The following is a 26,345-nucleotide window of genomic DNA, read 5'->3' on the forward strand; positions in this document are numbered from 1 at the left end:
ATCACCACAGGCAACACCCCTGCCGTACCCCTGGATCGATTTTTTATCGACCAGAGCCGAATGGACAACGCGCCCGGGTCTCGGCTACTACCCCTGACTAGGTCCGTTCTGCTATCCAACACGGGTGACGACGTGTTGTCATGGCACCATCCGCTAATCGGCACGCGGCGCCCTGACAGCGACGTCGCCGATCAGCCGGCCAGCGCGACATTCATATCCCGGGACGACCCGACCGGGATTTCTCTCAAGCGGAGAAGATTCATGACGCTACCTGCGCCCGCCCCGGTCCTCACCCCGGACCGGGCACACCTCCCGCCGAAGATCGTCAGCGTGGGCGCTGCGGTGCCGCCCGATTCGTATTCGCAGCAGGAGATCCTGGACATGTACAGGATCACGGACCGCCGGATCCGGTCCGTCTTCCACAACAGCGCCATCGAGCGGCGGTTCCTGAGCCTGCCCCCGGAGCTGCCGGGGGGCACCCGGGCCACCGAGACCCAGGGCGAGTTGCTCCGCAAGCACAAGCTCACCGGGATCGACATGGGCAAGCGGGCGATCCTCTCCTGTCTCAAGGACTCCGACTACGAACTCGACGACGTCGGCTACCTGTGCTGCATCACCACGACCGGGTTCCTGACGCCCGGCTTCAGCGCCCTGCTGATCAAGGAGTTGGGGCTCAGCGTCACGACGAGCCGCCTCGACGTGGTCGGCATGGGCTGCAACGCCGGGCTCAACGGCCTCAACGCCGTGGCGGGCTGGGCCAGCGCACACCCGGGCCAGCTCGCGCTGATCGTCTGCGTCGAGGCGTGCTCCGCCGCGTACGTGATGGACGGCACCATGCGCAGCGCGGTGGTGAACAGCCTATTCGGCGACGGCGCGGCCGCCGCGGCCCTCATCACCGACGAGGCCGGACTCGAGCCGGGTCCCACCGTTCTCAAGTTCGCGAGCTGCATCATCCCCGAGGCCGTCGACGCGATGCGCTACGACTGGAACGACCAGCAGGGCAAGTTCAGTTTCTTCCTCGACCCCGAGGTGCCCTACGTGGTGGGCGCGCACGCCGAGGAGGTCATCGGCCGGCTGCTCGACGGTACCGGTCTACGCCGCAGCGACATCGCCCACTGGGTCGTGCACTCGGGCGGCAAGAAGGTGATCGACTCGGTGATGGTCAACCTCGGTCTCACCCGTCACGCGCTGCGGCACACCACCGGGGTGCTGCGCGACTACGGCAACCTTTCCAGCGGCTCGTTCCTGTTCTCCTACGGTCGACTACTCGAAGAGGGTGTCACCCAGCACGGCGAGTACGGCGTCCTGATGACCATGGGCCCCGGGTCGACGATCGAGTCGGCCCTGCTGCGGTTCTGAGCCGGCTCCAGCGCTCCGGTGAGGGTGACGAGCGCGGGACCGCTGTTCGGACGGATCGGGGGTCTCCCGGTCGAAGCAGGGCGGTCGAGGCGAGAAGCCTCCGGATCGCACTGGTCACTTCTGACACTGACGACACCCGAGAAGGCGGTGCACTTTGACGGACATATCGGAGATCGGCACGCGGCAGGTCGTAGACCTGTCGATCGGCAGCGGGCAGCGGATCGGCCCCGAACTGATCGCGGAGGTCGAGCGGGCCTGCGCCCGGGTCGAGGATCTACCGGACGCGACGGTGGTCCTGCGGCTCACCGGGGAGCAGCCGGGCGGGGCCGACGCCGAGCTGAGCATCCACACGGTCAACAAGTGGGAGCGGGCACTGCGCCGGCTCGAACGGCTGGACGCCGTCGCCATCGCCGTCGCCGAGGGCCTCTGCGCGGGACCGGCCCTGGAGGCGCTGCTCGCGGCCGACTACCGGATCGCGGCTCCCGACCTGCGCCTGCGATTCGTCCAAAGCACCGGTGAACCGTGGCCAGGCATGGCCGTGCACCGCGTCGCCAACCAGGTCGGCGTGGCGCGCGCCCGTGGCCTCGTGCTCTTCGGGACGCAACTCTCGGCCACCGAGGCGGCCGGGCTGGGCCTGGTCGACGAGGTCACCTCGGATCTCGACGACGCCGTGGCGCGACGCACGGCGGCGACCCGCGAGCTGGCCGGCAGCGAGCTCGCGATCCGCCGACGGCTGCTGATGGAGGCGAGCGCGGTGAGTTTCGAGGACGCCCTCGGCACCCATCTCGCGGCCTGCGACCGGACGCTGCGGCGGATGAAGGGAACCCGGCCCGCATGACCACTACCGCCGCACCGGTGCGTCCGCCGCGGATCACCGACGACCTTCGCACGGACGCCGCCGCCCTACGGCGGCAGACCGCCGACGACGACGCCCGGCTGGCGGAACTGCCCGCCAAACCGGACCGCACACCGGCACAGCAGCAGGCCGCGGACCGGCTGCACCGGTCCAGCCGGTCGTTGCGGGCACGCTTCATGGCGGCGCACGCTCCGGCCGTGCACGCAGAACTGACCGAGGGCGGCACCGGATGGCTCCGGATCGCCGAACTCGCGGCCGCCGCGACCGACCGCTTCCCCGGCCTGGTGCCCACGAAGGAACAGCTCAGGCAGGAACGTACGCACCGACAGGCGCACAAGGAGGCCCGGGAGATCGACCAGGCCATCTTCCTGCACGGACTGCTGGGAGTCCCGACGGTCGGACGGCACATCGTCGACGCCATGCGACAGCCCACTCCCCGCGCGCTGGCCCTGCTCGACGACTTCCGGCGCAGTGGCGTGGCCGAGTTCGCCACGGTCCGACTCGAACGCGACGGTGACATCGGCCGAGTCACCCTGTGCAACGCGCACTGCCTCAACGCCGAGGACGACCAGCTCACCGCCGACCTGGAGACCGCGGTCGACCTGGTCCTGCTCGACGACGGGATCCGGGTCGGCCTGCTGCGCGGCACGACCATGACCCATCCCCGGTACGCCGGACGTCGCGTCTTCAGCGCCGGCATCAATCTCAAGCACCTGCACGAGGGCAAGATCTCGTACATCGACTTCCTGCTCGACCGGGAACTCGGCTACCTCAGCAAGATCGTCCGAGGACTGTGGACGAGTACGGACGGCGGCTGTGCGGAGAAGCCCTGGGCCGCCGCCGTCGACACGTTCGCCATCGGCGGCGGGATGCAGGTACTGCTCGCCTGCGACCAGGTCGTGGCCGGCACCGACGCCTACTTCACCCTGCCGGCCGCCCAGGAGGGCATCGTGCCCGGCCTGGCCAACCTCCGGCTCGGACGGTGGATGGGCGCCCGGCTGGCCCGCGACATCATCCTGACCGGACGCAAGTTGCACGCCGCCGAACCGGAAGCGCGCCTGCTCTGTGCGGAGATCGTCGGCCCGGACGAGGTGGGACCAGCCGCGGACCGGGCGGCGGCGCGGCTGACCGCCCCGGCCGTCGTCGCGAACCGACACATGCTCAACCTCGCGGACGAGCCGGTCGACGTGTTCCGCACGTATGTGGCGGAGTTCGCCCTCGTGCAGAGCGACCGACTGTACAGCCCGGACGTGCTGGCCAAGATCGGCGCCCGGTGGAGCACGGGAGAGCGCCGATGAGGCCCATCGAGGCGATGCTGACCATCCTGCGCGAAGAGGGCGTCACCCGCGTTTTCGGCAACCCGGGCACCACCGAGTTGCCGTTCCTGGACGCCCTCGTCGGAGAGCTGGACATCGAGTACGTGCTCGGCGTCCACGAGGGGGCGGTGGTGGCGATGGCCGACGGCTACGCCCGGGCCACCGGACGTCCGGCGTTCGTGAGCCTGCACATCGCGGCAGGACTCGCCAACGGCCTCTCGGGTCTGCTCAACGCGAGCCGATCCCGTACGCCGATGGTCGTCACCGCCGGCCAGCAGGACCGGCGGCACCTGGCACAGGACCCGATGCTCTCCGGCAACCTGGTCGGACTGGCCCGGTCGGCGGTCAAGGAGACGTTCGACGTCCAGCACGCCCGGGACCTGCCGGTCATGCTGCGCCGCGCCTTCCGGCTCGCCGTCCTGCCACCGAGCGGCCCGGTCTTCCTCTCCGTGCCGATGGACCTGCTGGCCGAGCAGCCCGACGTCAGCCTCTTCGACGCGCCGATCGCGGCACAGCCCACCGCCACCGGGGTGGCCAGCGCCACCAGCGTCCTGGCCCGGGCGCGGCATCCGGCGATCGTCGCGGGCGACGGCGTCGGGCGCGAAGGCGCCGTCGAGGCACTGGTCGCGATCGCCGAGGCGATCGGCGCGGTCGTCTACCACCAGCCGATGCACGACGGCATCGACTTCCCGATGCGGCACGATCTGTACGCGGGCGCCCTTCCCCCGATCAACGCCGAGATCCGCAACACGCTGGCCCCGCACGACCTGGTCCTCATCGTCGGGTGCCACGCCTTCATGCCGCACCACTACTCCCCCGGTCCCGCGATCGCACCCGGCACCCGGGTGGTGCAGATCGACTCCGATCCCACCGAGATCGGTCGCAACTTCGCCGTCGAACTCGGCCTGGTCGGCACCATCGAGCCCACCCTGCGCGGCATCGCCGAACTGCTACAGGAACTCCAGCCCGACGCCGGGCAGCGCTGCGCCGAGTTGCGGGAACGGCACCTCAACCAGCGGGCCGCAGCGGAGACCGTCGCGCTGAAGGCGTACGGGCCGGCACCGCTGGACCCGGAGGCGGCCGCGCACGCCGTGGCGTCCGCGCTGCCCGGCGACGCGGTGGTGGTCGAGGAGGCCATCACGACCGGGGTGCTGTTGCGCCGCTTCCTGCGTCTGGAGCGGCCCCGCTCACTGGTGCACACGGTCGGCGGAGGGCTCGGCTTCGGCATCGGCGCCGCCGTCGGCACCGCGCTGGGCGACCCGGGCCGCCCGGTGATCGCCGTACTCGGGGACGGGTGCGCCATGTTCGGGTTGCAGGGGCTGTGGAGCGCCGCCCGCTACGGCGTACCGGTGACGTTCGTGGTGATGAACAACGGGGAGTACCGCACGCTCAAGGACACCCTCGACGGCTGGGACAGCCATGCCACGCGTGCCGGCCACTACCCCGGCCTCGACCTGGGACCACTCGACTTCACCGCAGCGGCGGCGTTCTTCGGCATCGACGCGCGCCGGGTCGGGCACACCGACGAACTCGTCGACCTGATCACCGGTGCACCGGACCGCAGGCACCCGATGCTGATCGACGTACCCATCGTCGGGCACGGGTAGGCCCGACACCGTACCCAACCCGCACCTTCCCACCGCAGGAGACGTTGTGACCCTGATCGATCTCGCTCGCACCGGCGGCAAGGTGTACAGCGGCGGCTGGCGGGAGCCGGCCGGCGGCAGCACGAAAGTGGTCGAGCCGGCGACCGGTGTGGTCCTGGCGGAGGTCGGAGTCGGCGACGTCGGCGACATCGACGACGCGGTACGTGCCGCCGCCCTCGCCCAGCCCGGGTGGCAGGCCATGCCGGCACCCGACCGGGCCGCCGTGCTGCGCCGCGCCGCCCTGGTGCTCGTCGAGCACACCACCGAGGTGGTGGAGTGGCTGATCCGCGAGAGCGGCTCCGTCCGGGGCAAGGCGGAGTACGAGGTGGCGTCCGCCGCCGACGAGTTGTGGGCCGCCGCGACCCTGCCGATGTACCCGCACGGAGAACTGCTGCCCGACCCGGCCGGCCGGCGCAGTGTGGCGCGCCGCGTCCCGGTCGGCACGGTCGGCGTCATCAGCCCCTGGAACGTGCCGCTGCTGCTGGCGCTTCGGGCGGTGGCCCCGGCGCTCGCGCTCGGCAACGCCGTCGTCCTCAAGCCGGACCCGCGCACCGCGGTCTCCGGTGGGCACGCGGTGGCCGCAGTGTTCGACCGGGCGGGTCTGCCCGGAGGCGTGCTGCACGTGCTCGCCGGCGGTCCGGAGGCGGGTGAGGCCCTGGTGCGCCACCCGGGCACGGACATGATCGCGTTCACCGGTTCCTCGGCCGTCGGACGCCATATCGGAGCCACGGCGGGCGGCGCCCTCAAGCGGGTGTCGCTCGAACTGGGCGGCAACAACGCCCTGTTGGTCCTCGACGACGCCGACGTGGCGGCGGCCGCGGCCGCCGGCGCCTGGAGTTCCTTCTTCCACCAGGGGCAGGTCTGTATGTCGGCGGGCCGGCACATCGTCGTCGAGGCGGTCGCCGACCGCTACGCGGACGCGCTGTGCCGGCACGCCGCGCAGGCCGTCGTCGGCGACCCGTGGACCGAGCGGGTCGTGCTCGGGCCGCTGATCGATCTGGCGCAGCGGGACCGGGTCGACCGGATCGTGCGCGAGTCGATCGCCGCCGGTGCGGTGCTGCGCGAGGGCGGCAGCCACGACGGCCTGATGTACCGGCCGACCGTACTCACCGGAGTGACGCCGGAGCTGCCCGCCTTCCGCGAGGAGATCTTCGGGCCGGTGGCGCCGGTGATCGTGGTAGCCGACGAGGACGAGGCGGTCCGGATCGCCAACCTCACCGAGTACGGCCTCGTGGCGTCGGTGTACACCGGCTCGGCGACCCGCGGTGCCGCCCTGGCCGACCGCCTGGCCACCGGCATCGTCCACGTCAACGACCCGACCGTCGACGACAACGCGTACGTCCCGTTCGGAGGCCGTGGTGCGTCCGGCAACGGGCACCGGCACGGCATCGGGCGTAACACCGAGGAGTTCACCCAATGGCAGTGGCTGACGCTGCCCGCCGCCGGTTGAGGCGGTGACGCCGGTGTCGACCACTGTGGAGTACAGCAAGACCGGGCACCTGGCCACGATCACCCTGAACCGCCCCGAGGTGCTCAACGCCATGAACCTGCGGATGCACGAGGAACTCGCGGAGATCTGGGACGACTTCGAGCGTGACGACGAGATCTGGGTCGGCGTACTCACCGGCGCGGGTGACCGCGCGTTCTCGGTCGGGCAGGACCTCAAGGAGTTGGCGGCCCGCGAGGACGCCGGCGTGGCGAAGCCGTCGACCTTCGGCAGCCGAGGCAGACCGGGATGGCCCCGGCTGACCGAACGATTCGGCCTGACCAAGCCGCTGGTCGCACGGGTGCGCGGCTACGCCCTGGGCGGCGGGTTCGAACTCGCCCTGGCGTGCGATCTGATCATCGCCGCGGACGACGCCCGCTTCGGGCTTCCCGAGGCGCGGCTCGGCCTCGTCGCGGGCGCGGGCGGCGTGTTCCGGCTCAGTCGCCAGCTCCCGGTACGCACCGCGCTGGGTCACCTGATGACCGGCCGGCAGCTCGGCGCACGCCGCGCCCACGAGCTGGGACTGGTCAACGAGGTCGTACCCGCGGCGGAGCTGGACGACTGTGTCGGCTCCTGGGTCGGCGACCTGCTGACCTGCGCACCGCTGGCCGTCCGCGCCGTCAAGCAGGCGGTGCTCACCTCACTCGACCTGTCCGTGGAGCAGGCGTTCGCCACGCGGTACCCGTGCGAGGAGATCCGGATGCACAGCGAGGACGCCAGGGAGGGTCCTCGGGCGTTCGCCGAAAAGCGGTCGCCGCGGTGGCAGGCCCGGTAGCGGAGAGATCCCGGCGGGCGCGACACTCGTCGCGCCCGCCGGTTCGGGTCAGCCCTCGACGCTGACCAGGAGTTTCGGATCAGCCCTCGACGCTGACCAGGAGTTTCGGATCAGCCCTCGACGCTGACCAGGAGTTTCGGGTCAGCCCTCGATGCTGACCAGGGTCAGGCTGCCCGGCAGGTCTGCCCGCCGGCTCACCTTCAGCTTGCGGTACGTGCTGGTCAGGTGCTGCTCGACGGTGCTGACGGTGATGAACAGGCGACGCGCGATCTGCCGGTTGGTGTGTCCCTGCGCCGCCAGGGCGGCCACCCGCCGTTCGGACTCGCTGAGATCTTCCAGCACCGTGGTCTCGCCCGGCGCGACCCGTTCCGGCGCCGTGCCGGGTGCCGGCCACTGCGGCTCGGCGAGGGCCGCCGTTCCCCGGTCGCTGAGTTCGCACTGCCGCGCCATGTCGTGGGCCCGGGTCTCCGCGAGACGGGCCGCGTCGAGCGAATCGGCGCGCGCGTAGGCCCGGCTCAGATCCATCACGACCTTGGCGTGGTGAAGCAGGTCGCGGGTCGCCGAGAGTGCCACGTCGGCCTCCTCGAGCAGTCTGATCCGGTCGGTGTGCCGGGAGACGGTCGCGGCGAGCAGCCGCAACGCCATGCCCGCGACCCGTGGGTTGACATCGCGGGCGAGGTCGAGTTGCGCCTGGGCGAGCTGCCGGGCCTGCTCCGTCTCGCCCGCCCGGAGGTGCACCTCGGCGATCCCGAGCCGCCACGGGACGAATCCCGGCAGGTCGAGCTTCCACTCGGTGAGCAGTTCGCCGCAGACCCGGAAGTCGTCGAGTGCCATGTGGACCCGGCCACGGGCGAGGAAGTACCGGCCCCGGGCGTACAGGTAGTGCACGCCGGCCCGGCTCTCGAGCATGGCCTCCGGCAGTCGTTGCAGGACGACGCTGCCGGCGCGGTCGAGCCTGCCGGACTCGGTCGCCGCGAGCAGGAGCACGGATCTCGCCCAGCCGTCGATCACGCCCCATCCGTCGGCATCGGAGCTGGACAGCGCCTGCTGCGCATGCTGCATCGCGAGCGCCAGGTCACCCTGCCGGAGCGCGATCTCGGCGCGGTAGGCGGCGAAGGCCGCCTGCCAGGTGACGACACCCCGGACAGCCGCGCGGTGCATCAGGTCGTCGCAGCACCGGGCGGCGACGTCAAGCCTGTCGGCGTAGATCAACGCGGCGAGCGCGATGACCGTCGGCGCCAGGGTGGCGTCCTCCAGGTCGCAGCTTTCCAGCAGGTGCTCGGCATGGTGCAGGCACCGCTCGTCGAGTTCGCCCTGCTGCACGGCGGCGCAGATCTCGATCGCCGCCCGGGCCGGTCCCTGCTGCGGCATCGCGCCGGTGGCCGCACCGTCGACGAGGGCGGCGGGCAGGTGCGCGGCCAACGGTGGATACGTGACGGCGAGCCAGGCGCGCAGCAGCCCACCGCAGGTTTCGGCGACGGCGGCCGGGGCGGCTCGACCGGCGAGCCGTTCGAGTATCTTCTCGCCTTCGCCGACGCGGCCGTGGGCGAGCAGCAGGTACACCAGGGCGGTGGTGTCGGCCCAGCCGAGCTGGCCGGCGTCGACCGCTTCGATGAGCAGCGGGAAGCGCCGCTCTACGAGGAGCCGGTTCTCGCGCCACTCGATAAGCGTGACCCGGACGAGGATCGCGGCGTGCTCCGCGGCGTCGGTGGTGGTCTCGCGGGCCAGTTCAAGGCAGCGGACAGCGTCCTTGGGGCGGCCGTCGGCGAGGGCGTCCTCGGCGGCGGAACGCAGCACCGGCACCGCCCAGCCGGGCAGGGGTACGCCGGCGTCGAGCAGGTGGTCCGCGGACAGTTCGCTCGGCATCCCCTCGTCGCGCAGCAGTTCGGCGGCGCGGATGTGCAGTCGCCCGCTTTCCCGTGGGCTGAGCTGGGCGAGTACCGCCTCCCGGATCGCCGGGTGACGTTGGCACCAGTCCGACGTCAGGCCGGCTCCTGCCAGCGTCGGCTCGCACCGCTGGACCGTGCCCTCGTCGAGGCCGAGCAGGGCCGCGAGCCTCTCCGGCGTCGGCATCTTCAGGATGGCAGCTCCGGTGACGATCCGTTGCACCTCCGGAACGCTGCGGTGCATGCAGGAGACGACCGCCTCGCCGAACGCACTGTTGACGAACTGCTCGACGGCGGGCAGCGCCCCGGAGACACCGGCGGCGGTGAGGTCGTCGAGCAGTCCGGTGACCAGCAACGGGTTGCCGCCGGTCAGGGCGTGGCACTGGGCGGCCAGGTCCGACGCCACGTCCTTCGGCGCGAGGCCGCGGGAGACCAGCAGATCGCGGACACCGGCGAGCGTGAGCGGGCCGAGGCGGATGCGACGGCAGTGCAACTGGTTGAACAGCTCGGCGTGCAGCAGGGGATGCTGGCTGTGCGGCAGCCCGACCTGCTCGGAGATCACGATGAGACAGTTGGTGAACTTGACCCGCCGAGCCAGGTAGAGCAGCCCGCGCAGGGAGCTCTCGTCGGCGTGGTGCACGTCGTCGACGACGATCATGACCGGTCGCTGTGCCGTCTCCCGGGAGAGCATGCGCCACAGGTCGTGGAAGACCCGGGCGTACTCGCGCTCGATGTCGTGGGCGGGAGCGCCGGCGATCACCATGGCGGTGACCTCGGAGCTGACCAGCCGATTGACCTCCTCGCGGTGGTGCGGCGAGCGGGCCAACTGTTGAAAGACCTGGGCGAGGGTCTCGAACGGCAATGCCCGCTCCGCGCGGGACGCGTTCGCGCTCAGTACGAGTGCTTCTGATTCAAGAGCTCGGTTGGCAAATTCCTGCAGCAACATTGATTTCCCTGTCGCAACCGCCCCCGCGACTACCAGAACGCCACCCTTTCCCCCGACGCAATCGGAGAACATAGCATCGAAAAGATCCGAATACTGATTCCGATCGACCATTGGCGACATGCCTTCTCCCACAGCCGAGTGCACCGCCGCGAACCCTCGCGCACGACCTCAACTTCAGGCCGTTCGTCCGGGGACGCCCTACCCGAAGCGATACAGACTGCTGCGAACCTACCACCGGATGGTTACGGCATCGATACCCGCAAGTGAGCCGCAGGTCACAGCCCCGATATGGAGCCGCCGGTACGCCCGACGCCCCCGGATCCACAACCGACAGTCAATCACAGCTGTCAACCGAAATTACCCGTCGGTACACAACCAGGGCCCGGCAAGGTCGTGATGGCGTGCCCAACTTGGGTGGCTTGGAGTAGAAGCGCTGGTGTCCCGGTCGTCTCCACGTCACCGCGCAGTGGCAGCAGATCGGGCATGACTGTTAAAAGAACCATCAATGGGTCGCCGACGTTCCGGCCGCGACGGTTCTCGCCCTGGGCAACGCTCCCGACGCCCCGGCCCGCACGTTTTCGCAGCCGGCGACCGGCGACCGGCGACCGGCGGCAGGGCGCTGCCTGTGCCGCTACGGCCGGCGCAGCGTCACCAGCAGGCAGCCGATGTCCCGCTCGCCGCCCAGGACGGCCGGAGCGGTGGTCATCTCCGCACGCCGCTGGTCGTCCAGACCGTCCACGACGACGTCCGGCACCAGGCTCCGGTCACCGGCCGACATCCGCTCGCCGAGCTGCTGGAGCGTCTTCCACAGCACGTTCTCACTGACGTCCAGCACCTCCACCACCTCCAGGCCGGCACCGGCGGCAAGGCTCAGGTAGTCATTCCGACAGATCAGCGGACTCATCAGCCAGAGCCGGGCGAGAACGTGGATCATCGAGTCCTCGCCGGCCGTGCCGCCGGTGCGGTCGTACAGGTCGGTGAGCACGATCCGGCCGCCGGGGCGGACCACGCGGGCGATCTCGCGCAGCGCCGCCCGGCGGTCCATGTGGATGAGCGACTCCAGGGCGAACGCGGCGTCGAACGAACCGTCGGCGAACGGCATGGCCATCGCGTCGGTCACCTGGAACCGGACCCGGTCGCCGAGCCTGGCCGCCGTGGCGAGTTCGCCCGCCCGGCGTACCTGCTCGGCACTGACCGTGATGCCCACGATGCCGACTTCGGCGCGGGCGGCGATACGCACTGCGGGGACACCGAGCCCGCAGCCGACGTCCAGCAGCGAAGCCCCCGGCGCCAGCTCCAGCTTCTCGGCGACCACGTCGGTGAGACGGTCGGCGGCCTGCTCCAGGGGCGTGTCGTCGTCGAGGCTGTCCCAGTAGCCGAAGTGGAGTACGCCCTTGTTGTCGATCTGGTCGTAGAGCTCACCCACGCGGCGCGGGTCGGGAACGATGTCCTGTCGCAAGGCGGACCTTCTCCTCTCCAGGCCGCCAGCAGCCGGCGGACCTGATCCGCGGCGCCCGCCGTCGCCGACGGCCGATCACGTCGAAGCTAACAAGACGCCCGGAAGGCGAGACCCCTATGCCGCCCCTGGTACTGCGGCGGCAGCGTCAGGGGCGGCCGGTCGTCACCCGACGAGGACGAAGATTGCTGTCGCCGGCGTCGCGGTCGGCGTGCAGACCAGGTGCTGGCCCAGCCAGTTGGTGGACTCCAGGACACCCGGCGTGAAGCGCAGGACGCCGCGCGCCGTGGGAGTCACGGTGGCCGTGCCGCCGGTGAGCGTCATCAGCTCACCTGCGGGCACAATCGCGGTGTTGGTCAGCCCGGTGGCGGTGACGACGCCACTCTGCGAGCCGCTGAGCAGCGCCTCGACCGAGCCGTCGACGCCGTTCGCCGGAACGTCGATCGGAATGGTGACGGTGGCCCTGACGGCCGCGCGCAGGGTGACCTTCGAGCCCACCCGGACCGCCAACGGCGCGCTGAAGGTGACGTCGAACGTGGTGTCGCCGCCCGGGTAGGGCTCCTCGACACAGTTGTAGGCGACCGTGCTGGTCCCGGAGATGACGGGCTGGGTGCCCGCCTCGCCGGCCGTCGCAGGCTGCGTGGTGGAGACGACTCCGAGTACGGCTACGGCGATGGCAGCGAACCCGGTGAGCGCGCGGGAGCGGATCATATGGTTCCTCCATGGCTTCGGTGAACGGGACCGGATCGGTCCGGCATCGAACGTAGGTGAACGCGGTGGGGCCGATAACCCCTAAAGCGCGAGCCCCGGTCACCGGCCGTTACCGGCCCCCTTGGCAAGCACCGCGGTGATCTCGGCGCTGCGCGCCCGGAACCGCTCCTCCAGCAGCCGGGCCATGCCCGACTCCAGGATGTCGGCCAGCAGCCCGAGTTGCAGCCTGATGAACGCGGCGGAGAGCGGGTCCGCCAGGCGCCAGGCGTCGCCGTCGGGGACGAGCGCCGTCTCCGCCGAGTTGATCACCACCTCGGGAGCCGGCACCACGATGTTGCGCAGCCCGGTGAGCAGGCTCTGCGCGTCGCCGAGGCTGCGGTAACCGAGCGCCCGCCCCGGCGTGGCGACGAGCACCAGCACCGCCTTGCCGCTCAGCGGCGGCGTGTGCACCGGGCGCGACGCCCAGTCGATCGCGTTCTTCATCACGCCCGGCAGCGAGCGGAGATACTCGGGGGTCGCCAGGACGATCCCGTCGTGCGCCTCGACGGCGGCGCGCCACCGGAGCACCGCGGGCGGCGGATCGGCCTCCAGGTCCTGGTCGTAGGGTGGCACCTCGCCCAGGCCGGTGAAGTGGTCGAACTCCATGCCCTCCGGGGCGAGCGCCGGCAACGCCGTCAGCAGGGCGGAGTTGTACGACTCCCGGCGCAACGATCCCGACACCGCCAATATCCTCAGCACACCCATTCCCCAGATGTGATCGGAGCGCGGCGGCGCCCACCACCCCTGCCCCGCCCTTGACGTACCCGACTAGGTCTACGACGTAGATAGGGGTTGTGCCGAGCGGACACCCCCGGTAGAAGGCTCCCGGGGCGGCAGTGCCGGAAGCGACGCCAGCAACGACCTCGTGTAGGGGTGGCGCGGCGCGTCGAGCACCTCGTCGGTCGCACCCGACTCCACCACCCGGCCGTCCTTCATCACCAACAGCCGGTGGCTCATCTCGCGGATCACCCCCAGGTGGTGGGAGATGAACAGGTACGCCAACCCGTGCTCACGCTGTAGGTCGGTCAGCAGCCGCAGCACCTGGGCCGCGACGCTGACGTCCAGGGCGGACACCGGCTCGTCGCAGACGACCACACGGGGCCGCACCGCCACCGCACGGGCGATCGCCAGCCGCTGCTGCTGGCCGCCGGAGAGCCGGGAGGGGTGCCGCCCGGACAACTCCGGATCGAGTCCCACCAGCTCCAGCAGGTCCGCGACCGTGCGACCGCGGTCCCCGGCGGCCTCGAGCGCGTGCCGCAGGATCCGGCCGACGGTGTGCCGGGGGTCGAAGGAACCGAGCGGGTCCTGGTACACGGTCTGAATCTCCCGCCGCCGCCCGCGCCGCTCCCGCTCACTCAGGTCGTGCCACCGGCCGCCGAGCAACTCGACCCGACCGGCGTCGGGCACGGTCATCGCGGTCACCAGCCGCGCCAGCGTCGACTTGCCCGAACCGGACTCCCCCACCACGCCGAGCGTCTCCCCTGCCCGCAAGGTCAGCGAGACGTCGTCCACGGCCCGCAACGACTCACCGCGACCGGGCAGTCGATACGTCTTCACCAGACCTTCGGCGCGGAGGACGACCGGCCGCGCCGCCGTATCGGGCAGCGGCGGCGGACGGCCGGCCCCGGGCACCGCGTCGAGCAACATCCGGGTGTACTCGTGCTCCGGCGCACTGAGCACCCGCCGCGTCGGACCCCGCTCCACGACCCGGCCGCCGCGCATCACGACGACCTCGTCGGCCAGCCGCGCCACGACGGCGAGGTCATGACTGATCAACAGCATCGCGGTGCCCGTCCGCTTCAGCCCAGCCAGCAGTTCCAGGATCTGCGCCTGCACGGTGACGTCCAGCGCCGTCGTCGGCTCGTCCGCGATGACGACACGGGGGTCACCGGCGATCGCCGAGGCGATCAGCACCCGCTGGCGCAGGCCGCCGGAGAGTTCCCCGGGACGCTGTCGGACCCGGATGCCCGGCGCGGGCACACCGGCGGCGCCGAGCAGTTCGACCACCCGATCGCCGACCCCGGTGGCCGGCACCGTGCGGTGCAGCCGCAGCGGCTCGGCCACCTCGCGGCCGACGGTGCGCAGCGGGTCGAGCGCGACCAGCGCCGCCTGGGGAATCAGCCCGACCACACGTCCTCTGAGCCGCCGCCACTGTCGGGGCCGCAGCCGGCTGAGATCCGTCCCATCCAACTCCATAGTGGAGGCACGAACCGTGGAGCCGTCGCCGGTCAGGCCGAGCAGGGCCAGGGCCGTGACGCTCTTGCCGGAGCCGGACTCGCCCACAATCGCCAGGCACCTGCCCGCCTCCAGGGCGAACGACACCCCGCGTACCGCGTCGACCCGACGCCTGCCGAAGCCGAACGAGACCGTCAGGTCCCGCACGGTCAGTACGGCGCTCACCCGGGCACCCGGCCCTCGAAGCGACGTTGCAGATACTGCCCGACGGTGGTCACCGACAACACCGTCAGGGTCAGCACCACCCCGGGTACGGTCGCGGTCCACCACGCGACCGCGAAGTAGTCCTGACCCTGCTGGAGCATCGCGCCCCACTGCGGGTCCGGCGGCCGGGGTCCGAGCCCGAGGAAGCTCAGGGCGGCGCTCGCACCGATCGCGGCACCCGTACCGATCGTGCCGAGCAGCAGAACCGGCGGCAGCGCGTTGGGAATCATGTGCCGCCACGCGACCCGGACCGGCCCCAGTCCCTGCGCCACGGCCGCCTCGACGAAGCCGGAGTCGCGCAGCCGCAGGATCTGCCCCCGGACGATCCGGGCGTAGGGCGGCACGCCGATGACCGCGATCGCCAGGACCACGGTGCCGGAGCCGGGACCGAGCGCCGCGGCCACCAGCAGAGCGGTGACCATGCCGGGCACCGCGAGCAGCACCTCGACCAGGCGCATCGCCGCGCTGTCGGCGGCGCGTCCGGCGAGCGCGGCGAACGCGCCGATGAGCACTCCCGCCACCAGGGCGAGCGCTGTGGCCGCCAGCCCGACGAAGACCGAGTCGCGGGCGCCGTACACGATTCGGCGGTAGATGTCCCGGCCGTTCTGGTCGGTGCCGAACAGGTGGTCCGCGCTCGGCGGGCGCAGGATGTCCGCCGTCGACGTCGCGTCGGGCGAGCCGGGCGCGAGCAGTCCCGGGGCGATCATCGCGACGGCGAGCAGCGCCAGGAACACCCCGGCGAGCACCGGTCCGGCGCTACGCGGACGGCGCCGGCTCAGGACGGCGAGTTCGGCCGACGGCAGATCGGCGACGGCCACCGGTCAACCCTCCCCACGAAGGCCGGGAACAGCCGGCGCCGGGCCGGAGGCCCTCAGCCTCGGATCGAGGACCGGGTAGAGCAGGTCGACGATCACGTTCAGCGTCACATAGCCAGCGGCGGTCAGGGCGACCACGCCGAGCACCACCGGGATGTCCTTGCCCGTGACGGCGTTGAGCAGCAACACGCCGACCCCTGGCCGCGAGAACACCCGCTCCACCACCACCGTGCCACCGATCATCCCGCCCAGCAGCAGGCCGAAGAGTGTCACGACCGGTGGCAGGGCATGACGCAACGCGTGCCGCAGCAGCACACCGCGCTCCCCCTGGCCCCGGGCCCGGGAGGTGGTCGCGAACGGCTGCTCCAACGCCCGCTCCAGGCCGTCCCGCAGGATCTGCGACAGAACCCCCGCCATGGGTACGGCCAGCGCCACCGCCGGAAGCACCAGCGACGCCGGTCCGTCGCCGAATGCGGGGAACCAGTGCAGCCCGAACGAGAAAACGGTCAGCAGCAGGATCGCCAACCAGAACTGCGGCAACGCGACCCCCGCCACCTCCAGCAGCGTGAACGGCCCACGGATCCACGACGGGCGCCGCGTCGTCGCCACCGCCACGGCCAGGGTGGTCAGCATGGCGATACCGGTCGCCGCGCCCATCAACTGCAGCGTCGGCGGCAACTGCGCGGCGATCGCGTCCCGGACCGGCATGTTCAACTGGTACGAGGTGCCCAGGTCTGCGCGCAGCAACCGTCCGAGGTAACTCAGGTACTGCCACCACAGCGGCTCGCCCAGCCCGTGTTCACGGGCGATCCGGTCCCGGACCTCGTCGGTGACCTGGGTGTTGTTGCCCACGATCGCGTCCACCGTGCTACCTCGGCCCAGGTGCAGCGCCAGGAACGTCAGGGTGAGCGCACCCCAGAGGACCAGCAGCGCGTGTCCGAGCCGGGCTGACGCGCGCCTCATCGCGTCCGAGTCGTGGCGTAGAAGTTCGGCGACGCCTCGCCGTCAAACGTGACGCCCTGCACCGAGCGGGACGTGGCGATCACCGTGTTCGCGGCGTACACGGGGAAGACCACGGCGTCCTCGACGAGTTGCCGCTGCACCTCGGCGTAGGTCGCGGCGCGCCGGGCCTCGTCGGTCGTGCGCTGGGCCGCCACGAACTTCGCGTCGACAGTGGGGTTGCGGTACTTGGCGATGTTCGAACCCATCCTGCCGGGCACGGCGACGCCGTCGCTGCCGAACAACTTGCGCAACACGTCCGCGTCCGGCCCCGCGAATCCGGTACCCATCAGCTCGTACGTGCCCTGCTGGGCGTTGTTGATGACCTGGCTGATCGGCACGTCGACGATCCGCACGTCGAAGCCGAGCTTGCGTGCCTCGGCCTGCACCTGCTCGCTGAGGGTGATGTTCTCCGCGGACTCGGCGGCCCGCGAGGAGCAGTACCGCACGGTCAGCCGCTTGCCGTCCCTGACCCGGTACCCCTCTCCGTCCCGCGCGCTCCAGCCGGCCTCGTCCAGCAGCCTCGCGGCCAGCGCCGGGTCGTACGGCACCGCGGTGTCCTCGTCGGCGGCGGCGAACCGGGTGGCCGGGGACAGCGGGCCGAACGCCGTCCGGTAGGCCCCCCCGAACAACCGCTGCACGAGCGTGTCCCAGTCGATCCCGGCCCGGAACGCCTTCCGGACCCGGACGTCGGAGAAGGTCGCGGACGCGGTGTTGGGATACAGGCTGTAGTTCTCCCCTGGCGCCTCGGCCCGCAGCACCCGCGCGCTGCTCTCGATCCGCTTGCTGTCCAGGGCCGGCACCCGCGCGACGACGTCGACCTGGCCGCTGATCAGCGCACCGATCCGCGCCGCGTCCTGGGTGATCAGCCTGATGTGCAGGCTGTCGAGCCGGGCCGGGCCGCGATGCGCGGCGCCCTCGGGTGGCCAGGCGTAGGCGTCGTTGCGCTTGTACTCGACGCCCTGCCCCTTGCGCCAGCCGCCCTCCATCACGAACGGCCCAGAGCCGACGATGCTCACACAGGTCGCGGCGACGCCCTTGGCCAGCGAGGCCGGCGACTGCATGCCGAAGGCCACCGTGGACAGTTGCAGCGGCAGCGACGCGAACGGCTGCCGCAACCGCACGGTGACCGTCCGCGCGTCGACGACCTGGGTGTCGCGATAGTACGGCGCGATGATCGACGCGGCACCCAGCGACTTGGTCGCGGGGTCGACGATGTGGTCGAGGTTCACCCGCACCGCCTCGGCGTCGAAGGCGGTTCCGTCGCTGAACCGCACCCCGTCACGCAGCACGAACGTCCAGCCGAGCTGGTCCGCCGAGATCGTCCAGGAGGTGGCCAGCCACGGGCGCAGGGCGCCCGTGGCGGGATCGTGCCACACCAGTGAGTCGACCACCGGCCGGGCGACCGCGGTGGTCACGGACTGACTGGCCACATGGGGATCGAGGCACAACGGCTCCTGGTTGATCGCGTACGTCAGACTGCCGCCGGCCGAGACGGCCGGATCGTCCCCGCAGCCGCCGAGCGCCACCACTGCCGCCAGCATCACTGCGGCGCCACAGCGCCGCGCCCGTCCTGTCGTGCTCAAGCCGGCCCGTCCTTTCACCGGCACCCGGGCCGGAGATACGGCGATGGTGCGGACGCTACCCCGCCTCAAGTGGCACAGAACCCCTATATCCACCCCTGACTCCGCGCTGTCCCCGGCATCACGGCGGCCGCCTCAGGCCGGCCGTCGTTCCACACCGCAGCACCCCTAAATAACGGCTAAGGGTTGCCGATACCTTGCCCGTCGGTAGCGTTTTTCACGATGTTCCGTCGCACGGCTCCACCACGCGAATCGCGATTCTGGCGTACCGCGACGGGAAAGCCCACACCAACTGGCCGCCTACGGTGAGGAATCAATTATGGGTCGGTTCGCCTATTACAGCAGCTCCACCCGCCAGCCCGAGCCCGTGCTCAGCGACATCGAGATCACCGTGACCACACCGGACGAGGTGCGTACGGGCGAGACGCTCAACATCGAGGTCACCCTGCGGACCCTGCACGGCACCATCAAGGACCGCCCGGTGGGCGACATCAAGGGCAAGGTCGTCATCCTCGTCGAGGGCCCCGAGACGCAGCAGGTCGTCGCGGTCGGTCTGACCAACACCAACTACGTCTTCGCGGGCAAGAACGTGCTGCTGACCGGCGGCCACGCGGAGATCACCCCCACCCAGCCGGGCACCTACACCTTCGCACCGGGCGAGATCACGGTCGCCACCTCGGACTACCCGCTGACCAGCGTCCCCAAGGACCCGAACCCGGCCGACAGCAAGACCACCGTCGTCTGATGGTCGACTGGGAACGCCTGCGCGCCGGCCTCGCCGGGGAACTCGTGCTACCCGTCGACGCCGCCTACCGGACCGCACGGCAGTTGCAGCTCGCCGAGTTCGACAGCGTCCACCCCGCCGCGGTCGCGTACTGCGCCGACGAGGACGACGTGCGGGCGTGCCTGATCCTGGCCCGCGACGAGGGCCTACCCCTCACCGCGCGTGGTGGTGGCCACAACTTCGCCGGTTGGTCCACCACCACCGGGCTGGTGGTCGACCTGTCGCGGATGAACGCCGTCGGGCTGACCGACCGTACGGTCCGGATGGGCCCCGGCGCGCAGGCCGTCGACGTCGTACTCGAACTGGCGCCGCACGATCGTCAGGTCATCACCGGAGTGTGTCCGACCGTGTGCCCCGCCGGCTTCCTCTCCGGCGGCGGCCTCGGATGGCAGACCCGCAGCCACGGCGTCGGTAGCGACCGGCTCGTCTCCGCCCGGCTGGTCTTGGCCGACGGGCGGGTCGTGACCTGCTCGGCGGACCGGGATCCCGACCTCTACTGGGCGCTACGCGGCGGCGGGGGCGGGAACTTCGGCATCATCGTCGACCTGGAGGTGACGCCCGTCCAGGTGCCGCGCCTGGTCAACTTCACCGTGGTCTGGGCCTGGGAGCACGCGCTCGACGTCCTCCACCAGTGGCAGCACTGGATGGTGGACGGCCCGCCCGAACTCGCCTCGGAGATCGGCTCGGTGCTGCCCGACGCGGCACCGGGCGCCGTCCCGTTCGTCATGCTGCACGGCGGGTACGCCGGACCGCGTGAACGGTTCGACGAGGCCCTGGCCGAGCTGTGCCGTGCCGCCGGTGCCGCACCGGTAACCGTCGAGGCCGACGAGCTGCCCTACGCCGACGCCATGCTCAAGCTCTATCGTTGCGAGGGCATGGCGCCCGGCCAGCGTCGGCGCGTCGGCACCACACCCGAGGCCACGCTGCCCCGGCAGGGGTTCCTGCGCGAGCGGCACCGACTCTTCACCGACCCGATCAGTCGGTCGCTGACCGAGCGGGCCCTGGCGGTCTTCGACGACGAGCGTCGGGCCGGCCAGTTCCGCTACTTCGCGCTGACCGCGCTCGGCGGGGTCGCCAACCGGGTCGCGGCGACCGAGACCGCCTACCCGCACCGCGACGCGCAGTTCCTGGTCAAATACACCCTCGTCGGCGACAACGAGACGCCGGGCGAGGAGGAGACCACTGCCGCCGAGCAGTGGACCGATCAGGGCTTCGCGCTGCTCGACCCCCACTCCAACGGGCACTCCTACGTCAACTATCCGGACCCGACGCTGGACGACTGGAAGTGGTCCTACTACGCCGAGAACTACGATCGGCTGGTCGAGGTGAAGAAGATCTACGACCCCACCGGCGTCTTCACCCACCCGCAGAGCATCGGCAGCTGAGCGCTTCCACAGCGGCACGGGGCCCGGATCCGCGACGCTCCCGGATCCGGGCCCTTCCGTCATGCCTCGGGGTTTTCGATGACCATGGCGTTGAAGATGCCGCCCAGCCCCGCACCCAGCACCAGGATGTACCGCCAGGAGACGCGTTCGGTGTGGACGAGATGGTCCAGCCCCACCAACGGGTCCGCCGCGCCGATGTGCCCCACCCGGCGGGCGAACTCCCACGGGACCGCGCTCATGTCGAGCGACAGCGGCTCGAGGAACTGCTTCGCGATCTGCTCGTAACCAATGAACGGGCAGACGAAGTGGTCGATCTGCGACATGTCAATGCCCGACCGCCGGACCGCCTCCGACACCACGCCCTGCACGGCCTTCACCACCGCGCTCCACTGCGCAACCTTGTCGTCGCCCCGGCCGCCACGTTCCCGCAGGACGATCGGTCTGGTGTGCCCGGCGCCATCCGCCGTGAACGGGTCGTAGCCTCGGTTGATCGGCTCCAGGAAGGGCTCACTCAGCGACGCCGCACCGGCGATCCGGGCGAACCCGCCCCGGGAGGAGAGCACGACCGCCACCCCGCCGTCCCCGAACGGACAGGCCGCGGTGTGCCAGCGGTCGACCATGGGGAGCCGCCAGCAGTCGGCGGCGGTGACCACGGCGAGTTCGTCCTCGTCGCGGGTACGCAGGTATGCCGAGGCCGTCTCGAGACCGATCAGGGCCGTGGCGCATCCGGCGTCGAGGTCGGTCGCCGCGCACCCGCCGGCCGGCAGGCCGAGCTGCCGATGGATGTAGCCCGCGCCGTGCCACATGGCGACGGGTGGGGCCAACATGCCGTGCAGCAGCATCGCCACCTGCGCGGGATTGCCCCCTGCCCGCCGCAGTGCCAGCCGTGCCGCGTCGACGGCCAGATCCGGCGACTCCGTCCCGTCGGGCGCGACGGTGACCGAGACCTGTTGCGTCCTCGCCGCCAATTCCGCCTTGTACCGCCCCGCGGCAACGGCCGCGTCGACCGACTCCATTGGCGGCAGGGCCGAACCGATCCCGGCCAGATAGACATCACGCAGCATGAAGCGCTCGCTTTCTCGTCCGATCACCATTCATGCCGGCAGAAAAGGGCCGGGCGAAGAAATCGTAACGTGCACCGGAACACATCCGTCATTTGTTAGGGGCCGCATAGGGGTGTCCCGGCGAGATCTACCACCGAATACTGCGGTGGCAATGCGGCCGGACGACGTCAGGAAAATTCGATGGCGAACCATCTTGTCAGCGGCGGCACGGACGGCGTCGGCCGTGCCGTGGCGCTCGACGCCCTGGCCAACGGTCACCACGTCGTCGTCGTGGGCAGCACCCAGGCCAAAGGGGACGCTTTCCTCACTGCGGCGGACCAGGTCGGCGCCGCCGGTCGAGCAACCTTCCTGCGCGCGGACCTGCGGCTGATGAGCGAGAACAGCCGAGTCGTCGACGCCGTACGCGCCCGCTTCGACCGGCTGGACCGGCTGGTGCTGTGCGCCCAGCGCTACCTGACCCGGCTCGGACACACCGTCGAAGGCATCGAACGCAACTTCGCGCTGACCTATCTGAGCCGCTTCGCGCTGACCTACGGCCTGCTCCCGCACCTGCGCCGGGCCGATCGGCCACTGGTGGTCAACGTCTGCGGCACCGGCACTCCGGCCGGGCGAATCCGCTGGAACGACCTGCAGTTCCGGGCCGGCGGCGGCGGATTGCGCGCGCTGGCACAGGCCGGCCGCGCCACCGACCTGCTGGGCGTCGCCTTCGCCCGGCGACCCGACACGAGGGACATCCCGTACGTACTCTTCAACCCGGACGTCGTACGCACCAACCTGCAGCGCGAACTCGGCTATCCGTGGCGGCTGTTCGCCCTCGCGGCCCTGGCCCTGCGCGGCAAGCCGGTCGAGGAAGGCGTCGCCCCGCTGCTACGGCTGCTGGCCGACCCGCCCGCCGAGCGGCTCAGCGCCTTCCGCGGTACCCGCCCTGTCCGCATGGCCAGCCGGCTGCTGGCCCCGGGCTACGACCCGGCCGAGGCCGCCCGGCTCTACACGGAGACCGAGCGGCTGCTGTCCGGGATGGGTCGGGTCGACCTGCTGCCCTGACCGCCGTCAGATCACGATGGTCGTGCTGTCCACGGAATGCGACTGTTTGGGAATGCTCCGCAACGGATAGTCCGACGTGGTGACCGTGATCTCGCCCGGCGCGAAGGTGTAGGTCCCGGCCTGCACCGGTACGAACTCCGCGTGTCCGCCGGTCATCAGGACGTTCTTGCCCTTGAAGACGTAGTTGGCGTTGGTCAGTCCGACGGCGACGAGCTTCCGCTCCTGCGCCCCGCCGACCACGATGGTGACCTCGCCTCTGATGTCGCGGGTGGGGAAATCCTTGAAGACACCCTCCAGCGTCCGCAGAGTGACCTCGATGTTGAGAGTATCGCCCCGGCGGATCTCGTCCGGCGTCGTGATGGTGATCTCGATATCCTTCTCCTCGGGCTCGGGCTGCCGCCCCGAAGTGCTGACGTAGGCGAAGCGCCCCATTCTCCACATCCCTTGCGAGAGATCCCCGGATACCGGGCCGACGCTACCGCGCACCGCAGCACGAACAACCCTTGTCCGCACCCCTAAAGGTCGGGTGGCCGGAGGGAGTCTCACCCTCCGGCCACCCGACCTTCACGTAGCCCCGCCCACGTCGGCACACGGACGGCCTCAACAGGGAAGGAACATCGAGGTACGTATCACACACAAGTGTGCCTTCTTTCCAAGGTCGGCAGAACGGACCACAATTTCAGGGCACACCTGGAAGCCATCCCGGTGCGTGCCTTCGCGCAACGACCGGTATTCACGGGAGCCGACATGCTGCAGCAACCTGGAAGCAAGACGATCGTCATCTCGGGCGGGACCGACGGCATGGGGCGCGGCACGGCCCTCGCCCGGCTCGAACGCGGCGACACCGTCGTGGCGATCGGCACCAACGAAGCCAAGGGGGCGGCGGTCGCAACCGAGGCCGCTCGGCTGGGTGCGGGTGCCCGCTTCCACTTCCTGCGGGCCGACCTCAGCTCCATCGCGACCGTCGAGCAGGTGGTCCGGCAGATCGCCGCCGAGCATCCGGCCGTCGACGCCCTCGTGCTGTGCGCCAACCGGCAGAGTCCGCAGCGACGGGAGTCGCCGGAGGGCCTCGAGTTCACCTTCAGCCTCTACTACCTGAGCCGCTACCTGCTGGGGCACGGCCTGCGGGAACAGTTCGACGCGGCCGACAACCCCGTCATCATCAACTTTGCCTCCCCGGGGTTGAAGATCGGCTCGGTGAACTTCGACGATCTACAGGCCGAGCGGCGCTACAGCGTGCTTCGTGCGCAGGCCCAGTGCGGCCGGGCCAACGACCTGCTGGGCCGCGCCTTCGCCGAGCAGCCGAGCAGCAAGGCCCGGTACGTCCTCTACCACCCGGGCTTCACCGCCACCCTCGGCAGCATCGGCGACGTGAAGGAGCCGGTGCGGACGATCATCACTCTGTTGAGCAAGGTCGCCGCCAAGCCCGTCGACAAGGCGATCGCCCCGATGGTCGAGCTGATCGACAACCCGCCCGCAGAGCGCCTCACCGCCATCGACCGCAGCAAGAAGGTCGACCTGGGCATCAAGACGTTCGACCCGGACAAGGCGCGCCGGCTCGCCGAAGTCTCCCGGCAACTGGTGCTGAAGAACTACGGAGACACCCGACTGCTGCCGGAGCTCGACACCTCCGGCAACCCGGGCTGACGCCACGTGGCGCATCCTCCCACGACGTCGCGGGGGGATACGCCACCATGCGGCACGGCAGCGGCAGGCGCTGGCCTGTTCACGACGGCCGACGCGCGCGGCTCCAGTCAGGTCACGCGACTACTCACGCTGCTCACGGGACTGCTCACGGCGCTCGTCCGCGGTGCGGTCCACCTGCGGGTGACCGGGTCGCACGTCGATCTCCGCCGCCAGGAGGTCGTCCCACAACGTTCGCTCCACAGCGGTCAAGGCGAACGGATTGGCCGGCATCCGTTCCGGGTGACCCGACGGCGGGTTCGCCGGAACGCGCGGTGGAGTTTCCCGGTGCGCCGCGTCTGCGTCACTCACCCTCCCGGAACCGGCCCCGATCGGCGGCGCCATCGGTGCCAGGAGGGCCGGAAGCCTGCTGAGCCCCTCGACCCAGAGGCGCAGCATTGCCCGCAGGAACCGGTAGGCAGGGCGGCTCATCACGCCCTCACGAGGCACTCGTCGAGCGGCAGCCCACGTGCCGGAACCGTGCCGATCGGCACAGCACCGCCGGCCGCACCGAAATGCTCGTGCCGGCGGTGACGGACGATCCCGCCCTCTTCCGGGACGTCGACCACGCGCTGCCGACGGAGCCGCTGCGGGAGACCGGCCGGGGCACCATGAAAGATGACCTCGACAGATCCGGCGCGGGATTGCGCGCCAGCTCCCCCGGCAACATTCCGCTGGAATCACGCATGGCCTCTCCTCGAAGAGCGGCATTACTGAATCAGGTCACTTCCGTGTCGAGCCACACCGTATTGATCAATTTAGAGCAGACCCAGAGGGGGACCAACCCTTATCCGAACCCCTATCGCATGCGGTCACCACACCACGGCCGACGACGCAGGCGGGGACTGTACAAACAGTAACGACCCATTTCCACATTCCATGGTGACGGAGAGTGGTGGGCATCGCTGCTTCCTATGTGGATGACGTCAACTCGCGGGCGTGATGCCGGTCGGCGGCGGACGTCGACCTCGGCACGACGCCCGACGGCTGCGATCCCCTCCGGAAGGATGCGACAGTGGTCGGGTGAGCAGGATGGAACGGTACCGGCTGACCCAGTACGCGCACGGCGGCGGCTGCGCCTGCAAGATCCCACCCGGCGAACTGGAGGAGGTGGTCGCCGGGCTGGTCGGCACGACCGCACCCGCCGGCCCCGGCGAGTTGCTGGTCGGCCTCGACGACGGCGACGACGCGGCCGTCGTACGCCTGGAGTCGGGCACCGCCGTCGTCGCCACCGCCGACTTCTTCACCCCGGTCGTCGACGACCCCTACGACTGGGGCCGGATCGCCGCCGCCAACGCGCTCTCCGACGTCTACGCGATGGGCGGTACCCCGGTGGTGGCGGTGAACCTGCTCGCCTGGCCCCGCGAGGTGCTGCCGCTGGAGCTCGCCGCCGAGGTGCTGCGCGGCGGCCTGGCGGTGGCCCGGGAGGCGGGCTGCCACGTGGCCGGCGGGCACAGCGTGGACGATCCGGAGCCGAAATACGGGATGGCGGTCACCGGGATCGCCGACCCGGAGCGTCTGCTGCGCAACGACGCCGGCCGGGCGGGGCTGCCGCTGACCCTGACCAAGCCGCTCGGGATCGGGGTGCTGAACAGCCGGCACAAGCAGACCGGCGAGACGTTTCCGCAGGCGGTGGCGGCGATGACCGCGCTGAACCGGGCCGCGTCGACGGCCGCCGTGGCGGCCGGGATCCGCTGCGGCACCGACGTGACCGGCTTCGGTCTCCTCGGGCACCTGCACAAGCTGGCCCGGGCCTCCGGGCTGACCGCCCGGGTCGACGCCGCCGCCGTACCGTATCTGGACGGCGCCCGGGCGGCGCTTGCCGACGGTTTCGTCTCCGGCGGGACCCGGCGGAACCTGGCCTGGGTGCGCCCGCACCTGGACGCGGCCGGGGTGGCAGAGGAGGAGCTGCTGCTCCTCGCCGACGCGCAGACCTCCGGCGGTCTGCTCGTTGCCGGAGAGCTGCCCGGCCATCCGGTGATCGGCGAGCTGCTGCCGGCCCGCGACGACGGCCGGACCACCCTGCTGGTGACCGGCTGACGGGGACGGACCGGGGTCCCCGGGATCTCGTCG

The 26,345-nt window shown here is 70.8% G+C and carries 21 protein-coding genes; 11 read left to right on the forward strand and 10 right to left on the reverse strand.

Annotation, left to right across the window (positions count from 1 at the left end; translation table 11 throughout):
• Nucleotides 1–261 precede the first annotated feature (261 nt).
• The 6 genes from dpgA to dpgD all read left to right on the forward strand — a co-directional run bounded on the left by dpgA (nucleotide 262) and on the right by dpgD (nucleotide 7,438).
• The gene (gene dpgA / locus ACN28C_RS22950; protein WP_422769589.1) at nucleotides 262–1,359 is read left to right on the forward strand and encodes a 3,5-dihydroxyphenylacetyl-CoA synthase DpgA; all 1,098 of its coding nucleotides are present in this window, start codon (nucleotides 262–264) and stop codon (nucleotides 1,357–1,359) included.
• Between the two features lie 154 nt (nucleotides 1,360–1,513).
• On the forward strand, nucleotides 1,514–2,197 hold the full coding sequence (gene dpgB / locus ACN28C_RS22955) for an enoyl-CoA-hydratase DpgB (RefSeq protein WP_422769590.1): 684 nt from the start codon (nucleotides 1,514–1,516) through the stop codon (nucleotides 2,195–2,197).
• A complete protein-coding gene (gene dpgC / locus ACN28C_RS22960; protein WP_422769591.1) occupies nucleotides 2,194–3,513 on the forward strand; it encodes a (3,5-dihydroxyphenyl)acetyl-CoA 1,2-dioxygenase DpgC in 1,320 nt (439 codons plus the stop codon). Before dpgB ends, dpgC begins: the two co-directional genes overlap by 4 nt.
• Complete coding sequence (locus ACN28C_RS22965) at nucleotides 3,510–5,138, forward strand: thiamine pyrophosphate-binding protein (protein ID WP_422769592.1); 1,629 nt, start codon at nucleotides 3,510–3,512, stop codon at nucleotides 5,136–5,138. Before dpgC ends, ACN28C_RS22965 begins: the two co-directional genes overlap by 4 nt.
• 46 nt (nucleotides 5,139–5,184) lie before the next feature.
• The gene (locus ACN28C_RS22970) at nucleotides 5,185–6,627 is read left to right on the forward strand and encodes an aldehyde dehydrogenase family protein (RefSeq protein WP_422769593.1); all 1,443 of its coding nucleotides are present in this window, start codon (nucleotides 5,185–5,187) and stop codon (nucleotides 6,625–6,627) included.
• A 13-nt stretch (nucleotides 6,628–6,640) separates the two neighbouring features.
• Complete coding sequence (dpgD, locus tag ACN28C_RS22975; protein ID WP_422769594.1) at nucleotides 6,641–7,438, forward strand: enoyl-CoA-hydratase DpgD; 798 nt, start codon at nucleotides 6,641–6,643, stop codon at nucleotides 7,436–7,438.
• 141 nt (nucleotides 7,439–7,579) lie between these two features.
• On the opposite strand, the gene ACN28C_RS22980 is transcribed toward dpgD, so the two are convergent.
• From ACN28C_RS22980 to ACN28C_RS23015, 8 genes are all read right to left on the reverse strand, one after another.
• Complete coding sequence (locus ACN28C_RS22980; protein WP_422769595.1) at nucleotides 7,580–10,390, reverse strand: AAA family ATPase; 2,811 nt, start codon at nucleotides 10,388–10,390, stop codon at nucleotides 7,580–7,582.
• Nucleotides 10,391–10,901: 511 nt separating this feature from the next.
• Nucleotides 10,902–11,729, reverse strand: coding sequence for an SAM-dependent methyltransferase (locus ACN28C_RS22985; RefSeq protein WP_422769596.1), 828 nt, complete (start codon nucleotides 11,727–11,729; stop codon nucleotides 10,902–10,904).
• 162 nt (nucleotides 11,730–11,891) lie between these two features.
• Entirely contained in the window at nucleotides 11,892–12,437 is a 546-nt protein-coding gene (locus ACN28C_RS22990; RefSeq protein ID WP_422769597.1) for a hypothetical protein, read from the reverse strand.
• Nucleotides 12,438–12,536: 99 nt separating this feature from the next.
• Nucleotides 12,537–13,157 carry an NAD(P)H-dependent oxidoreductase gene (locus tag ACN28C_RS22995; RefSeq protein WP_422769598.1) on the reverse strand — a complete coding sequence of 207 codons (621 nt, stop codon included), beginning with the start codon at nucleotides 13,155–13,157 and terminating at the stop codon, nucleotides 12,537–12,539.
• Nucleotides 13,158–13,250: 93 nt separating this feature from the next.
• Nucleotides 13,251–14,876 (reverse strand): dipeptide ABC transporter ATP-binding protein, encoded by a 1,626-nt coding sequence (locus ACN28C_RS23000; RefSeq protein ID WP_422769599.1) that lies wholly within the window; start codon nucleotides 14,874–14,876, stop codon nucleotides 13,251–13,253.
• Complete coding sequence (locus ACN28C_RS23005) at nucleotides 14,873–15,733, reverse strand: ABC transporter permease (protein WP_422769600.1); 861 nt, start codon at nucleotides 15,731–15,733, stop codon at nucleotides 14,873–14,875. Before ACN28C_RS23005 ends, ACN28C_RS23000 begins: the two co-directional genes overlap by 4 nt.
• A 3-nt stretch (nucleotides 15,734–15,736) precedes the next feature.
• A complete protein-coding gene (locus tag ACN28C_RS23010; protein ID WP_422769601.1) occupies nucleotides 15,737–16,693 on the reverse strand; it encodes an ABC transporter permease in 957 nt (318 codons plus the stop codon).
• Nucleotides 16,690–18,315, reverse strand: a complete 1,626-nt coding sequence (locus tag ACN28C_RS23015; RefSeq protein WP_422769602.1) for an ABC transporter substrate-binding protein — start codon at nucleotides 18,313–18,315, stop codon at nucleotides 16,690–16,692. The genes ACN28C_RS23010 and ACN28C_RS23015 overlap by 4 nt, the downstream gene beginning before the upstream one ends.
• Nucleotides 18,316–18,631: 316 nt before the next feature.
• On the opposite strand from ACN28C_RS23015, the gene ACN28C_RS23020 reads away from it, so the two are divergent.
• A complete protein-coding gene (locus tag ACN28C_RS23020) occupies nucleotides 18,632–19,057 on the forward strand; it encodes a hypothetical protein (protein ID WP_422769603.1) in 426 nt (141 codons plus the stop codon).
• A complete protein-coding gene (locus tag ACN28C_RS23025; RefSeq protein ID WP_422769604.1) occupies nucleotides 19,057–20,481 on the forward strand; it encodes an FAD-binding oxidoreductase in 1,425 nt (474 codons plus the stop codon). Before ACN28C_RS23020 ends, ACN28C_RS23025 begins: the two co-directional genes overlap by 1 nt.
• A gap of 59 nt (nucleotides 20,482–20,540) precedes the next feature.
• Here the strand turns inward: ACN28C_RS23025 and ACN28C_RS23030 are convergent, their stop codons facing one another.
• Complete coding sequence (locus tag ACN28C_RS23030) at nucleotides 20,541–21,545, reverse strand: ketoacyl-ACP synthase III family protein (RefSeq protein WP_422769605.1); 1,005 nt, start codon at nucleotides 21,543–21,545, stop codon at nucleotides 20,541–20,543.
• A 180-nt stretch (nucleotides 21,546–21,725) separates the two neighbouring features.
• Here ACN28C_RS23030 and ACN28C_RS23035 point away from each other — a divergent pair, with 180 nt between their 5' ends.
• Nucleotides 21,726–22,589, forward strand: a complete 864-nt coding sequence (locus ACN28C_RS23035) for an SDR family NAD(P)-dependent oxidoreductase (protein WP_422769606.1) — start codon at nucleotides 21,726–21,728, stop codon at nucleotides 22,587–22,589.
• A 6-nt stretch (nucleotides 22,590–22,595) separates the two neighbouring features.
• On the opposite strand, the gene ACN28C_RS23040 is transcribed toward ACN28C_RS23035, so the two are convergent.
• On the reverse strand, nucleotides 22,596–23,021 hold the full coding sequence (locus ACN28C_RS23040; protein ID WP_422769607.1) for a hypothetical protein: 426 nt from the start codon (nucleotides 23,019–23,021) through the stop codon (nucleotides 22,596–22,598).
• Nucleotides 23,022–23,336: 315 nt separating this feature from the next.
• Between ACN28C_RS23040 and ACN28C_RS23045 the strand changes: the two genes are divergently transcribed.
• A complete protein-coding gene (locus ACN28C_RS23045; RefSeq protein ID WP_422769608.1) occupies nucleotides 23,337–24,236 on the forward strand; it encodes an SDR family NAD(P)-dependent oxidoreductase in 900 nt (299 codons plus the stop codon).
• 1,068 nt (nucleotides 24,237–25,304) lie between these two features.
• Nucleotides 25,305–26,312, forward strand: a complete 1,008-nt coding sequence (selD, locus tag ACN28C_RS23050; RefSeq protein ID WP_422774778.1) for a selenide, water dikinase SelD — start codon at nucleotides 25,305–25,307, stop codon at nucleotides 26,310–26,312.
• Nucleotides 26,313–26,345 lie beyond the last annotated feature (33 nt).

It is taken from the genome of Plantactinospora sp. WMMC1484, assembly GCF_049315195.1.
Lineage (GTDB): Bacteria > Actinomycetota > Actinomycetes > Mycobacteriales > Micromonosporaceae > Plantactinospora.